13 protein-coding genes and 1 tRNA gene are annotated in these 14016 nt (G+C 64.6%); 2 read left to right on the forward strand and 12 right to left on the reverse strand.

The window, feature by feature from the left end; translation table 11 throughout:
• Positions 1-56: 56 nt before the first annotated feature.
• The 3 genes from EPO50_RS23780 to EPO50_RS23790 form a co-directional block, all read right to left on the reverse strand.
• The gene (locus EPO50_RS23780; RefSeq protein WP_296348155.1) at positions 57-1229 is read right to left on the reverse strand and encodes an isovaleryl-CoA dehydrogenase; all 1173 of its coding nucleotides are present in this window, start codon (positions 1227-1229) and stop codon (positions 57-59) included.
• 30 nt (positions 1230-1259) lie between these two features.
• The gene (locus EPO50_RS23785; RefSeq protein ID WP_296348157.1) at positions 1260-1712 is read right to left on the reverse strand and encodes a hypothetical protein; all 453 of its coding nucleotides are present in this window, start codon (positions 1710-1712) and stop codon (positions 1260-1262) included.
• Between the two features lie 70 nt (positions 1713-1782).
• Positions 1783-2541: an enoyl-CoA hydratase/isomerase family protein gene (locus EPO50_RS23790; RefSeq protein ID WP_296348159.1), complete on the reverse strand. Its 759-nt coding sequence runs from the start codon at positions 2539-2541 to the stop codon at positions 1783-1785.
• A gap of 76 nt (positions 2542-2617) precedes the next feature.
• Between EPO50_RS23790 and EPO50_RS23795 the strand changes: the two genes are divergently transcribed.
• Complete coding sequence (locus tag EPO50_RS23795) at positions 2618-3511, forward strand: LysR family transcriptional regulator (protein WP_296348160.1); 894 nt, start codon at positions 2618-2620, stop codon at positions 3509-3511.
• A gap of 27 nt (positions 3512-3538) precedes the next feature.
• On the opposite strand, the gene mgtE is transcribed toward EPO50_RS23795, so the two are convergent.
• The 3 genes from mgtE to EPO50_RS23810 all read right to left on the reverse strand — a co-directional run bounded on the left by mgtE (position 3539) and on the right by EPO50_RS23810 (position 7369).
• Positions 3539-4900, reverse strand: a complete 1362-nt coding sequence (mgtE, locus tag EPO50_RS23800) for a magnesium transporter (protein WP_296348162.1) — start codon at positions 4898-4900, stop codon at positions 3539-3541.
• Positions 4897-7179, reverse strand: coding sequence for an NADP-dependent malic enzyme (locus EPO50_RS23805; protein ID WP_296348164.1), 2283 nt, complete (start codon positions 7177-7179; stop codon positions 4897-4899). The genes mgtE and EPO50_RS23805 overlap by 4 nt, the downstream gene beginning before the upstream one ends.
• Before the next feature lie 105 nt (positions 7180-7284).
• Positions 7285-7369 (reverse strand) — tRNA-Leu (locus EPO50_RS23810).
• 89 nt (positions 7370-7458) lie between these two features.
• Here EPO50_RS23810 and lipB point away from each other — a divergent pair.
• Entirely contained in the window at positions 7459-8151 is a 693-nt protein-coding gene (lipB, locus tag EPO50_RS23815) for a lipoyl(octanoyl) transferase LipB (protein WP_296348166.1), read from the forward strand.
• Here lipB and EPO50_RS23820 read toward each other — a convergent pair.
• The 6 genes from EPO50_RS23820 to EPO50_RS23845 form a co-directional block, all read right to left on the reverse strand.
• The gene (locus tag EPO50_RS23820) at positions 8129-8410 is read right to left on the reverse strand and encodes an acylphosphatase (protein ID WP_296348168.1); all 282 of its coding nucleotides are present in this window, start codon (positions 8408-8410) and stop codon (positions 8129-8131) included. The genes lipB and EPO50_RS23820 overlap by 23 nt on opposite strands.
• A gap of 16 nt (positions 8411-8426) precedes the next feature.
• Complete coding sequence (locus EPO50_RS23825; RefSeq protein ID WP_296348421.1) at positions 8427-10379, reverse strand: acetyl/propionyl/methylcrotonyl-CoA carboxylase subunit alpha; 1953 nt, start codon at positions 10377-10379, stop codon at positions 8427-8429.
• Positions 10380-10508: 129 nt separating this feature from the next.
• A complete protein-coding gene (locus tag EPO50_RS23830) occupies positions 10509-10703 on the reverse strand; it encodes a 2TM domain-containing protein (protein WP_296348170.1) in 195 nt (64 codons plus the stop codon).
• Between the two features lie 32 nt (positions 10704-10735).
• Positions 10736-12268, reverse strand: coding sequence for an acyl-CoA carboxylase subunit beta (locus EPO50_RS23835; RefSeq protein WP_296348174.1), 1533 nt, complete (start codon positions 12266-12268; stop codon positions 10736-10738).
• Positions 12269-12319: 51 nt separating this feature from the next.
• The gene (locus EPO50_RS23840; protein ID WP_296348175.1) at positions 12320-13192 is read right to left on the reverse strand and encodes a phosphonopyruvate hydrolase; all 873 of its coding nucleotides are present in this window, start codon (positions 13190-13192) and stop codon (positions 12320-12322) included.
• On the reverse strand, positions 13189-13917 hold the full coding sequence (locus EPO50_RS23845; RefSeq protein WP_296348177.1) for an ATP12 family chaperone protein: 729 nt from the start codon (positions 13915-13917) through the stop codon (positions 13189-13191). The genes EPO50_RS23840 and EPO50_RS23845 overlap by 4 nt, the downstream gene beginning before the upstream one ends.
• Positions 13918-14016: the final 99 nt, after the last annotated feature.

Below are 14016 nucleotides of genomic sequence, written 5' to 3' on the forward strand. Positions count from 1 at the left end.
ACACACTGTGTACGAAAAAGCGTCCTGCGCGTCAAACAACCTGCTATGACCTTTCGTCAGGCGGTCTCGGCGAACAGCTCGCGGCCGATCAGCATGCGGCGGATCTCGCTGGTGCCGGCGCCAATCTCGTAGAGCTTGGCGTCGCGCAGCAGGCGGCCCGTCGGATAGTCGTTGATGTAGCCGTTGCCACCGAGGAGCTGGATGGCGTCGAGCGCGACCAGGGTCGCCTTCTCGGCCGCGTAGAGGATGGCGCCCGCGGCGTCCTTGCGCGTCGTCTGCCCACGATCGCAAGCCTTTGCCACCGCGTACACATAGGCCTTGCAGGCATTCATGGTCGTGTACATGTCGGCGAGCTTGCCCTGTACGAGCTGGAAGGTGCCGATCGGCTGGCCGAACTGCTGACGCTCGTGGACATAGGGCACGACGATATCCATCGCGGCCTGCATGATGCCGAGCGGACCGGCGGCGAGCACCGAACGCTCGTAGTCGAGGCCGCTCATCAGCACGTTCACGCCCTTGCCGACGGAGCCCAGCACGTTCTCTTCGGGAATCTCGCAATCCTCGAAGACCAACTCGCCGGTCGAGGAGCCGCGCATACCCATCTTGTCGAGCTTCTGGGCGACCTTGAAGCCCTTGCGGTCGGTCTCAACGATGAAGGTGGTGATGCCGCGCGGCCCGGCGCTGGGATCGGTCTTGGCATAGACCACGATCACCTGCGCGTCGGGGCTGTTGGTGATCCACATCTTGGTGCCGTTCAGCACATAGCGGTCACCCTTCTTCTCGGCGCGCAGCTTCATGGAGACGACGTCGGAACCGGCGCCCGACTCGCTCATGGCCAGGCTGCCGACATGCTCGCCGGAGATCAGCTTGGGCAGGAAGCGCTTCTTCTGCTCCTCGCTGGCGTTGCGGCGGATCTGATTGATGCAAAGGTTCGAGTGCGCACCATAGCTCAAGCCGACGGCGGCCGAGGCGCGGCTGAGCTCCTCGACCGCAATGGCATGTTCGAGATAGCCCAGGCCCGAGCCGCCATGTTCCTCCTCGACAGTAATGCCGTGCAGGCCGAGTTCGCCCATCCTGGGCCAGAGTTCGCGCGGAAAGCGATCGGTCTTGTCGATCTCGGCAGCGATCGGGGCCACTTCGGCTGCCGCGAAGCGCTGGACCTGCTCGCGTAGCGCATCGGCGGTTTCACCCAGGCCGAAATCGAACGGCGGCATTGCGTTGGGGATCATGATGTCACGTGCCTGCTGTTGTTGGTTGTTTCAGTTCTTCTCGGCTTTGGGTTCTGTCTTCACGTAGATGCGGATCATCTTCCATTCCCCGTCCGACGGAATGAACTCCAGCTCGAAGTTGAGACGCGACGGCTCGGTCGGGAAATAACCCTTCACGATCAGCTTGCCGTCGCCATCCACAGCTGCCTTGGGCACATAGACCGGCGTCATGGCGGCGATGATGTCGAAGTCGATGTTCTTCTTGTTGAATTCGCTGAATGTCGCCTTGAGTTTTTCCGGCGTGAACTGGTCGCGAAACGGCTTGGCGGCCTTGGCATGAAAGACGTCGTAGTTGCCCGTCACGTTGGCGTCGTTGAAAGTGAGCAAAGTCGCCTTCACCAGCGCTTCGAGTGCACGGTCGGGCGGCACCTTGTTCTGCGCTGTCGCGGGAACGACGAACAGCCAAAGCGCAAGCACGCACAGAAAACGATTGAATGCCGGCATCGATGGCCTCCGTGGCCGGACGATAGCCCGCCCACGATCCGAAGCGAAGCCGAACGGACGGCCTCACCGGTCAGCCAGCGCCACGCAGAGCCGCTGCAGCGGCGATACGGGTTTCTTCAGTGAGCCAGCCGAAGTAGCGCGGCTCGGCCTGGCCACCGCGTGCAGCGGCGATGCGCGCCAAGGCAGGCGACCGCAGCTCACGCTTGATGGTCGCGAATGCCTCGGGCGGCAACGCCGCATCCTTGCGCGCCCGTGCGATGGCGCGGGCAAGCAAGGTGTCGGGCGTCACGCATTCGTCAAATACCTGGAGGGCTACCGCACCGGCGGCATCGAGTTCCTCGCCGAGCAGGACCATGCGGCGAGCGGCCGTGGGTGCGAGTTCGCTGCGCGCCACATCGAGAGCGGCTACGGGATACCGCACGCCGACCTTCACCTCCGCGAAACTCGCCTTCAGCGGCACGTCGGCGACGATGCGCCAGTCGCCGCAGAGCGCCACCACCATGCCGCCGGCGATGGCATGACCGTTGATCGCGGTGACCAGCGGCTTGGGCCACGCGTAGAGCGTGCCAAAGCCGTCGTTCATCGCCGCGATCAGACGGTGCTGCGCGGCGGTATCAAGTGTCGGCAGCAGCTTGAGGTCGAGCCCGGCCGAGAAGGCCCTGCCCTCGCCGGTCAGCACGGCCGCGCGAACGCTGCGGTCCGATGCCAACCGATCGAACAGCGCGGCGATCTCTTCAAGCAGCTCCGCATCCATGGCGTTCATGGGCGGGCGGGCGAAGGTCACGACGGCAATGCCGTCGTCCTGGATGGCTGATTTGAGGTGCGACATGGGCCGACCATATGCTTGGACGACACATAGATGAAATCGATTGTCTCTCTTTTCATCATTGATATTGTCTATGCCGATGAACCTGTCCTTCATCCGCTACTTCCTGGCAGTGGCCGAAACGGCAAGCTTCACCACGGCGGCCGAACGTTGCCATGTCACCCAGCCAACCCTTTCGGCGGGGATCGCCCGGCTGGAGGAAGAGATCGGCGCCCGCCTATTCGACCGCGGCCGGCGTGCAGCCCTGACGGCGGCGGGACATCGCCTCCTGCCGCATGCCCGCGCCATGGTCGAGGCCTGGCAACTCGCCCGCACCGAATCGCGATCGACGCACCGGACCCGGCTGCTACGCGTCGCCATCGCCTCGACCCCTCCGGTACCTGCGGCTCTTGCCTGGCTGGCGTCGGCACAGCAGCGTGCCGGCTTCGAGGTCGAAGTCTCGGAGGGCACGGCCGACGCCGTTACCGATCGCTGGCGACGTGGCCGCTGCGACGTCGCCCTCTTCCCGACGCGCAAACCGATCGACGCTGCCAACGCCACCTCGCTGTGGCGCGAGCCCTATGTGCTGGCTGCCGCGACCGACCATCGCGTGGCGACACGTGATCGTTGGTCGGTGAAGGAGCTGGCCGATACTCCCTTTGTGCTGCGCGCCGCCTGCGAAGCCCAGGACGATGCCCAGCGCCTGTTCGCCGCCGAAGGCGTGCGGCCCCGCGTCGTGCTCAGCTCCGCCGACGAGGAGCGCTGTGCCGCCGCCGTCGCCGCCGGGCTCGGTGTCAGCCTGATGCCACGTTCGCTCCTTCGGCCAGGTCTGATCTCGGCGGAGATCCGCGAAGTAGCGCTCGACCGGCGCGTCTTCCTGGGGTGGCGCGCCGATGCCGACAACGACCTCGTTCAGATGCTGCGCGACTCTGCTCTCGCCCATTCCTGGCCTGGTCAGCGCATCGGCAATGCCCGGTTGGCCTTCGCAAGATAGGCAGGTTCCGATTGGAACCTGCAACGGCTACAGCAGGAAGATCGTCGCCAATCCGAGGAAGGTGAGGAAGCCGATCACGTCGGTCACCATCGTCAGGAAGACGGTCGAGGAGACGGCGGGATCAACGCCGAACTTCTGCAGCCCCAGCGGGATCAATGATCCGGCAAGTGCTGCGGCAAACAGATTGCAGATCATGGCTGCGGCAATGACGCCGCCCAGCCGCCAGTCACCGAACAACACGATGACACCGGCTGCCAGGATGATGGCGAACATCAGTCCGTTCATGCTGCCCACTGCCGCTTCCTTAGCGATGAAGCGAAACGCGTTGGCAGCTGTCAGTTCACCCATGGCGAGCGCCCGGACGGTGACCGTCACGGTCTGGATACCGGCATTGCCGCCCATTGAGGCGACGATCGGCATGAGGGCCGCCAGAACGACGATCTTCTCGATCGTGCCCTCGAACTGGGCGATCACGAAAGAGGCCACGAGCGCTGTCGCGACGTTGACCAGCAGCCATGGCGCCCGCAGACGCACCGTGCGCACGGGCGGCGCGTGCATGTCGTCGGTGCCGACGCCGCCCATCTTCAGCATGTCCTCCTCGGCTTCCTCGTCGATCACGTCGACGACGTCGTCGACCATGATCACGCCCAGCAGCCGGTTCTCGTCGTCGACGACGGGACACGAAACCAGGTTCTGGTCGCGGAAGAGATGCGCCACCTCGGCCTGATCGGCCGTAACGGGCACCGAAGGAATATCGGGATCGGCGATATCGAGGATGCCGATCGGCCGCTTGGTGCGCAGCATGCGGCCAAGCGGCACCGAGCCTCGCAGCCGCCCGTCAGAATCAACGACGAAGATGTCGTAGACGTCGTCGGGCAGATCGGTCGCTTCGCGGCAATAATCGATGACCTGGCCGACCGTCCAGCCATCGGGCACCTTGACCAGCGAGCGCTGCATGAGGCGCCCGGCTGTGTCTTCCCGAAAGGCGAGCGCCTGCTCGATCTCGGCGCGATCCTCGGCCGGCAGTTCAGCCAGGACCTCCTGCCGCTCCGCCTCCGGCAGATCTTCTAGAATGGTCGCGGCGTCGTCGGCTTCCAACTCGCGCGCCGCCGCAGCGATTTCCTTGCTGTCGAGTTGCTCTAGAACGTCCTCGAGGACTTCCTCGTCGAGTTCGGTCAGCGCCTCGGGATCGAGGTCACGCTTGAGGATGCCGACCAGCTTGTCGCGCTCGTCCTCACCCACCTGTTCGAGGATCGACGCCTGACCGGTGGCGCTGAGGTCGGCCAGGAGCGCCCTGACATCCTCTGCCCTGTCTTCTGCAAGCGCCGCCTCGACTCGCCGGACAAGCTCCGGCGTCACTTCATCGAGGAGATCGCTTTCGCCGCTCATCCACGCGCCTCAGCGAGACGCTGCGCCTCGACAACGGCCAACGCTGTCATGTTCAGGATGCCGCGGGCTGTCACTGAAGGGGTCAACACATGAGCCGGCAAATCGGTTCCCAACAACATGGGGCCAATGTGCAAGCCGTCAGCGCCATTCTTCAGAAGATTAAAGGAAATATTGGCGGCGTCGAGTGAAGGACAGATGACGAGATTCGCCGGCTCCTTGAGCTTGGAGCGCGGGAAGACATTGTTACGGATGTCGACATCGAGAGCGGCGTCGCCGTGCATCTCGCCGTCGACCTCGAGGGTCGGCGCCCGCTCGTGCAGGATCTTCACGGCCGCCGCCATCTTGCGCGCCGAAGGATGATCCGAACTGCCGAAACTCGAATGCGAGATCAGCGCGACCTTGGGCTGGATGCCGAAACGCAGCACTTCGTCGGCCGCCAGCAGGGTGATCTCGGCCAAGGTCTCGGGATCGGGATCGTAGTTCACATAGGTATCGGCGATGAACAGCGAGCGTGTCGGCATCACCAGCAGGCTGAGCGCCGCCATGTTCTTCACACCTTCGCGCAGGCCGATGACCTCCCGCACATGGTTGAAGTGCGTGCGGAAGCGACCATAGGCACCGGCGATCATCGCATCGGCATCGCCCAGGCGAACCGCGAGAGCGGCGATCAGGGTCGGGCTGGACCGGACCAGGTTGCGCGCCGTCGGCTCGGTGACACCGCGCCGCTCCATCAGGTCGTGGTAGGCGCCCCAGTACTTGTCGTACCGCGGGTCGTGGGACGGATTGATCAGCTCGACGTCCGTCCCCGGCTGGAACCGGAGCCCGAGACGCTCGGCACGCCGGCGCACGACTTCGGGGCGACCGATCAGGATCGGTTTGGCGATCCCTTCGTCGAGGATGATCTGCACGGCACGCAGTACGCGGTCGTCTTCGCCCGCACTGAAGATGACGCGCTTGGGCGCAGCGCGGGCTTGCTCGAAGACCGGCCGCATGACCAGACCGGACTTGAAGACGAACTGGCTGAGCTGGTCGCGATAGGCCTCGAAATCGGTGATCGGGCGAGTTGCCACGCCACTGTCCATGGCCGCCTTGGCCACGGCCGGCGCCAATTCGACGATCAGGCGCGGATCGAAGGGCTTGGGAATGATCTGGTTGGGGCCGAAGCCACCGGCCTGCTCACCAAAGGCGCGGGCCACGACCTCGGACGGTTCCTTGCGCGCCAGCGCGGCCAGCGCCCGCACGCAGGCGATCTTCATCTCGTCGTTGACGGTGGTGGCACCGACATCGAGCGCGCCGCGGAAGATATAGGGAAAGCAGAGGACGTTATTGACCTGGTTAGGATAGTCGCTGCGGCCGGTCGCCATGATGGCGTCGTCGCGCACCGCCGCGACATCCTCTGGCGTGATCTCGGGATTGGGATTGGCCAGCGCGAAGATCAGCGGCTTGGCCGCCATCTTCTTCACCATCTCCTGCTTCAGTACGCCGGCGGCCGAAAGGCCCAGGAAAACGTCGGCATCGCCGATCACTTCGCCCAGGGTGCGGGCCTGCGTGTCGCGCGCGTAGCGTTCCTTCCATGGGTCCATCTGCTCATTGCGGCCCTTCCAGACCACGCCGGCGATATCCGTGACCCACATGTTCTCGCGCGGCAGGCCGAGCTTCTCAAGCACCCCGAGGCAGGAGAGCGCCGCCGCGCCCGCGCCGGAGACGACCAGCTTCACCTTGGCGATGTCCTTGCCGACCAACGACAGGGCATTCAGCAGCGCCGCGCCGACGATGATGGCCGTGCCATGCTGATCGTCATGGAACACCGGGATCGACATGCGCTCGCGCAGCTTCTGCTCGACGTAGAAGCACTCCGGCGCCTTGATGTCCTCGAGGTTGATGCCTCCGAAAGTGGGCTCAAGAGCGGCCACGATGTCGACCAGCCGCTCCTGGTCGAGTTCCGCCAGCTCCAGGTCGAACACGTCGATGCCAGCGAACTTCTTGAAGAGGACGCCCTTGCCTTCCATCACCGGCTTGGCCGCCAGCGGGCCGATGGCTCCGAGGCCCAGCACCGCAGTGCCATTGGTAACGACCGCGACCAGGTTGGCGCGAGCTGTGAGTTCGGCAGCGGTCGCCGGGTCGCGCACGATCTCGTTGCAGGCAGCCGCCACACCCGGCGAATAGGCCAACGACAGGTCGCGCTGGGTGGCCAGCGGCTTGGTCGGAACGACTTCGATTTTTCCGGGTCGAGGGATGCGATGGTAACGGAGCGCGCCGTCGGTAAGTTCATCCGCCAAGCTCGTCTCCCCCTCTCGAGCGCCACGGCCAAAACAAAAAGGGCCGCCAGTTGGATTTTCCAACAGGCGGCGGCCTTAGGCTACCTTTTCGATCGAACCGGCGTTTGGTGCGGCCAAGAAGACTCGAACTTCCACGCCTCGCGGCACTAGCACCTCAAGCTAGCGCGTCTACCAATTCCGCCATGGCCGCGCCGGTTCGATGGCGCGGGGGATACCAAATCGCCTCACCAGTGGCAAGGCGGGCTTGCACAAGAGGCGAGAAGTACCGATTTTGCCACAATGAACAGCCCCGAATGGCGCATTTCCGACGGCGCAGTCCCCTACGACGAGGCTCTGGCCGTCATGGAGACGCGCGTCGCCGATATTCGTACCGGCAATGCCAGCGAATTGGTGTGGCTGCTGGAGCACCCGCCGCTCTACACGGCTGGCACCAGTTCCAAGGCGCACGATCTGCTGCAGCCGGCGCGTTTTCCGGTGCATACCGCGGGCCGCGGCGGGCAATACACCTATCATGGCCCCGGCCAGCGCGTGGCCTATGTCATGCTCGACCTACGAGCCCGCCGCCAGGACGTGCGCCGCTACGTCACCGACCTCGAAGATTGGACCATCCGCACGCTCGCTCGCTTCAACGTGCGGGCCGAGCGGCGGCAAGGCCGGGTCGGCGTCTGGGTCACTCGCCCCGACAAGCCCGCCCTGCCCGACGGCAGCCCGCGTGAAGACAAGATTGCGGCCATCGGTGTGCGCATTCGTCACTGGGTGTCGTTTCATGGCATCTCGATCAACGTCGAGCCCGACCTGTCGCACTATGCAGGAATCGTCCCCTGTGGCATTGCCGAGCATGGCGTGACGTCGCTGGTCGATTTGGGTCTGCCGGTGACCCTGGCCGATCTAGATGCCGCACTGGCCGAGACCTTCGACGAAGTCTTCGGGCAGGCCGCAGCCACCGCTGTCAGACCGTCGGCAGCCGCGTAAAACCTTCCGGCAGGATATCGAGATCGACAGGTTCAACGTCGATCTCGTCCACTCGCGCGAGCGCCGGCCCGTTTCGGCAGGCATCGATCATGCGGCCAACCGCAGTCTCGTCACCCACGATCAAAGCCTCGACGGCGCCATCGCTGCGATTGCGCACCCAACCGGTGAGGCCGAGCCGCTGTCCGGTGGCCACCACCCAATCGCGATAGCCCACGCCCTGCACCCTGCCGGTAATCGTCAGGCGTGCCTGCAATGCCATCGGCGTCGCACCGATCCTAGGCGAACTCGATGATCTTCTGGTCGACGCGCAGGCTGTCGCCGGCCTTGGCATGGAGGGTCTTCACTGTGCCGTCGCGCACCGCCCGCAGCACGTTCTCCATCTTCATCGCCTCGACGACCGCCAGAGCCTCGCCGGCCTTGATCTCCTGGCCTTCAGCGACAGCGACGGACGCCAGCAGGCCCGGCATCGGCGAAAGCAGGAACTTCGACGTATCGGGCGCAGCCTTCACGGGCATCAACGCATAGAGTTCGGCCTGACGCGGCGTCAGGACCAGCACGTCGGCCTGGCCGCCTTCGTGAACCAGGCGCCAGCCCGAGCCCAGGGTATCGACCTGGACCACGATATGCTGGCCATCGACTGTTGCATGCAACAGCGGCTCACCCGGCACCCAGTTGGTCTCAATCGCGATCTCGCGATCGCCAGCTTCCACCGTGAATGCCGTGCCCTGTCCGGTCACGCGAACGGCCATCGGTTCGCGGTTCAGCATGACGGTACGGCCGTCTTCGACTGGGCCCGTGCGATGGCTCTGAATGCGATCGACCACGGCAGCGATACCGGCCAGCATCGCCGGATCGCGCGGCGGCAGATGTGCTGCCGTGAACCCGCCCTTGAACTCCTCGGCGATGAAATTCGTCGTGAGCTTACCCGCGACGAACCGCGGATGGGCCATCAATGCTGCCAGGAACGGCACGTTGTGCGACACGCCGCGGACATAGAATTCATCGAGGGCTCGACGCATACGGCCGATCGCGTCGTTGCGCGTCTTTCCGTAGGTGCAGAGCTTGGCGATCATCGGATCGTAGAACATCGAAATCTCGCCGCCCTCGTAGACGCCGGTATCGACACGGACGTCCGGGCCGGCCTTGGGCTCGCGATACTTCACGAGACGGCCAGTCGACGGCAGGAAGTTGCGGAACGGGTCCTCGGCATAGAGGCGAGCCTCGACGGCCCAGCCCTGCAGCTTCACGTCCTTCTGCTCAAACGGCAGCTTCTCGCCGGCCGCCACGCGGATCATCAGTTCCACGAGATCGAGGCCGGTGATCAACTCGGTCACCGGATGCTCGACCTGCAGGCGGGTGTTCATTTCGAGGAAGTAGAAATTGCGGTTCTTGTCGACGATGAATTCGACGGTGCCGGCGCTCTTGTATTTGACCGCCTTGGCCAGCGCGACGGCCTGCTCGCCCATCGCCTTGCGCGTCTTGGCGTCGAGGAAGGGGCTCGGCGCCTCTTCGATCACCTTCTGGTGGCGGCGCTGGATCGAGCACTCGCGCTCCCAGAGATAGACGCAGTTGCCATGGCCGTCGGCGATGAGCTGGATCTCGATGTGGCGCGGCTCTTCGACGTACTTTTCGATGAACACGCGATCGTCGGCGAACGACGCCTTGGCCTCGTTGGTCGCCGAACCGAATCCTTCATGCGCCTCGGCATCGTTGTAGGCGATACGCATGCCCTTGCCGCCACCGCCGGCCGAGGCCTTGATCATTACCGGATAGCCGATCTTCTGCGCGATCTTCACCGCCTCGTCGGCATTGGGAATGGCCGCGAGATGGCCAGGCACCGTGCTGACGCCAGCCTTCTGGGCGAGCTTCTTGGACTCGATCTTGTCGCCCATGGCGTAGATCGCGCGCGCATCGGGGCCGATGAAGGCGATACCGGCGGCGGCCAGCGCCTTCTGGAACGCTTCCTTCTCGGAGAGGAAGCCATAGCCAGGATGGACCGCCTGGGCGCCGGTCTTCTTGCAAGCGTCGACGATCTTGTCGATCAGCAGATAGGACTGCGCCGACGGCGGCGGACCGATCAGGACCTTTTCGTCGGCCTCACGCACATGCAGCGCATCGGCGTCCGCCTCGGAATAGACTGCAACCGTCTTGATGCCGAGCCGCTTGCAGGTGCGGATGACGCGGCAGGCGATCTCGCCGCGATTGGCGATCAGGATCTTGTCGAACAGCGGCTTGGAATCTGTCGTCTTCGGCGCGGCAACCTTCGCCTTCGTCGCAGGCTTCGTGACCGCCTTCTTCGCAGGCTTCTTCACGGCCTTGGGCGCGGCTTTGGCGACCTTCTTTTTGGCGGCCATTCTTTAGGATCCTTCTTTCTTGCGTTCGAACAGGCCCATCGCCCAGGCGGTATGGGCCGCGATCAGGGGCATCCAGGCGATGAGCACCCACAGCCACCACGGATAGCGCGCGGAGAACAGAGCATTGACGGCGATCAGGACGAGCAGCGTGAGCAGCGCCACGATGACGTGCAGCCGCACGCCCCGTCCCCGCCTCACCCTCTCTTCCGCCGAAAGGCTCACAGCAACCGTCACAGAGGAACGTTGCCGTGCTTGCGCCACGGATTCTCGAGCTTCTTGGTCTCGAGCGTGGCGAGCGCCTTGCAGATCCGCCGACGGGTGCCATGTGGCATGATCACGTCGTCGATGAAGCCGCGGCTGGCGGCGACGAACGGATTGGCGAACTTTTCGCGGTATTCCTCGGTGCGTTTGGCAATCTTGGCGGCGTCGCCAATGTCGGAGCGGAAGATGATCTCCACCGCGCCCTTGGCCCCCATCACCGCGATCTCCGCGCCCGGCCAGGCATAGTTCACGTCACCGCGCAGGTGCTTGGACGCCATCACGTCATAGGCACCGCCATAGGCCTTGCGGGTGATCACGGTCACCTTCGGCACGGTCGCCTCGGCATAGGCATAGAGCAGCTTGGCGCCGTGCTTGATGATGCCGCCGAACTCCTGCGTCGTGCCCGGCAGGAAGCCCGGCACGTCGACGAAGGTCACGATCGGGATGTTGAAGGCGTCGCAGAAGCGCACGAAGCGCGCGCCCTTGCGCGAACTGTCGATGTCGAGACAGCCCGCCAGCACCATCGGCTGGTTGGCGACGAAGCCCACCGTCTTGCCGCCCATGCGACCGAAGCCGACCACAATGTTGCCAGCCCATTCGGGCGACAGCTCGAAGAAATCGCCCTCGTCCACGACCTTCAGGATCAGCTCCTTGATGTCGTAGGGCTTGTTGGGGTTGTCCGGCACCAGCGTGTCGAGCGAAAGGTCGTCACGATCCACCGGATCCTGCGTCGGGCGCACTGGCGCCTTCTCGCGATTGTTCGACGGCAGGAAGTCGACGAAGCGGCGAAGCTGCAGCAGCGCCTCGATGTCGTTCTCGAAGGCGAGGTCGGAAACGCCGGACTTCTGCGTGTGGGTCAGCGCGCCGCCCAGCTCCTCCTGCGTCACCGTCTCGTGCGTGACTGTCTTCACCACGTCGGGACCGGTGACGAACATGTAGGAGCTGTCCTTCACCATGAAGATGAAGTCGGTCATCGCGGGCGAATAGACGGCGCCGCCAGCGCACGGGCCCATGACCATCGAAATCTGCGGGATCACGCCCGAGGCCAGCACGTTGCGCTGGAACACGTCGGCATAGCCCGCCAGCGAGTCGACGCCTTCCTGGATGCGCGCGCCGCCGGAGTCGTTCAACCCCAGCACCGGTGCGCCGACCTTCATGGCGGTGTCCATGATCTTGCAGATCTTGGCCGCATGCATGCCGGAGAGCGCGCCACCGAACACGGTGAAGTCCTGGCTGAAAACATAGACCAGCCGACCATTGATGGTGCCGTGGCCGGTCACGACGCCGTCACCCGGGATCTTCTGCGTCTCCATGCCGAAGTCGATCGAGCGATGCTCGACGAACATGTCGTATTCCTCGAACGACCCCGGATCGAGCAGCGCATCGATGCGCTCGCGTGCCGTCAGCTTGCCCTTGGCATGCTGCGCCTCGACGCGACGTGCACCGCCGCCCTGGCGCGCTGCTGCACGCCTCAGTTCGAGTTCTTCCAACATCTTCTGCATTCGTATCTCCGGCCCCTTGCCAGCAGTTTTCGGCCAATATCGCGACCGCGTCTAGCGGAGGAAACGCTTCTCGTTGTCCTTGACCGCGCTCATACCCTGTAGTTCGAACACGTCGTCGACCGTGGCGATCTGACTTTCCACACCATGGATGCCACCCTCCTTGCGGATCTGGGCGAAGGTCGCCCGCATCGCGCCGACCGACGCACGAATTGCATGGTTGCCCCAGATCAGGAGCCCGATCTTCTTGAGCTCCTTCACGCGTGCCACCGTCATCTGCGGATAAGCCGTCGGCACCAATGCGATCGGCGCCTTGCCATCCCACGCGCGTACGAACGCCTCGATCTCATCTGGTGTCTTCTGCTTGGAGTGCACCAGGATCATGTCGGCGCCCGCAGCCTCATAGGCCCGCGCCCGCTTCAGCGCCTCCTCCTGGCCGAGGCCCGCGATCAACGCCTCGGTGCGTGCAACGATCACCAGATCCGGATCGCGTCGCGCCGCGCGCGCTGCCTCGATCTTGCCCTGGAACTCCTCGATGCGGACCATGTCTTGGCGACCACCGGCGATCAGGCTGGTGACCTTGGGGAAGCTCTTGTCTTCCATCACGATCACGGCAGCGCCGGCGCGCTCATACTGCTCGACGGCGTAGAGCACATTGATGGCGTTGCCGAAGCCCGTATCGATGTCGGCAACCACCGGCAGGCCGGAGCGATCGGCCATGGCGCGTGTCATGTCGAGATGCTGCGTCATCGACACGACGCTGACATCCGGCACACCGTACATGGCCGACAGTTCGAAGCCGCTGGCCCAGATCGCATCGAAGCCGGCTTCCGCGGCGAGCATGGCCGACAATGGGCTGTGCGACGCCATGGCCTCGACGAGCCCCTTCCTGGCGAGCACGTCGCGAAACTTCCTGCCTGCCGTCATGCTTCCCCCTTGCCGCGCAGCCGCGTGCCTTCCAGCAGTTCGAGAAACCGGGAGCCTGCTGCGATATCCTTACGCACGCCGGCCCGCTGCTCGATCGCGATGGGATCGTCGCCCCAGCGTTCGATTTGATAGAGGTCGTCGAGCTGGGCCGCCGCAAACGCTTCTTCTGCCGTGAGACGCCGCTCCGCAACAGCGAGCGCCACGACCAACGACCCTGCGATGTGCGTGAGATTGTAGAGCGAGGACAGCGCCATATCGCCATGCGCCGCCACGGCCGCCCGCAGAGCGCCGAGTGCCTCGACAGGCTGTGTCACGAACGACATGCCTTCGACCACGGCGAGCCGTGCGCCGTAGCGTTCGGCCGCCCAGTCGAGAAGCGGCTGCCACGTATTCCTCTGGCGCTCGACCAGGCTCGACGGTGCGGAGGCGCGATAGCACAGCAGGTCGGAGCCGGCATACTTGGCGGTGTCGTCGATCACCTGCTCGCGCTGCCCCGGCACGCGATCCAGGCCGGTCGCGGCGAGACGGGTTAGCGGCAGGAGGCCGGTCTTGATTTCTTCTTTTTCAGGTACGCCCGCCCATTCGCCGGCAATGGCCTCGGCCAGTACGCGCGTCGGCACGACCAGCACGGCCTTGGCCGGCGTACGCATGGGCCTGCCATCGAGCAGCACGCGAAAGCCACCATCGCAAGCGTCGACCGCCGTTTCCTTGTAGAAGCGCTTCATCCAGCTCGGCTTGGTTCAGAGTCAGGGGCCACGATGCGAAATCCCGTTTCCCCGGCTCCGCATGTGGCGACGGGATTACACGTCTGCCCCTGCCGACGA

This window comes from Reyranella sp. (assembly GCF_004297405.1).
In the GTDB taxonomy this organism is placed as follows: Bacteria; Pseudomonadota; Alphaproteobacteria; order Reyranellales; family Reyranellaceae; genus Reyranella.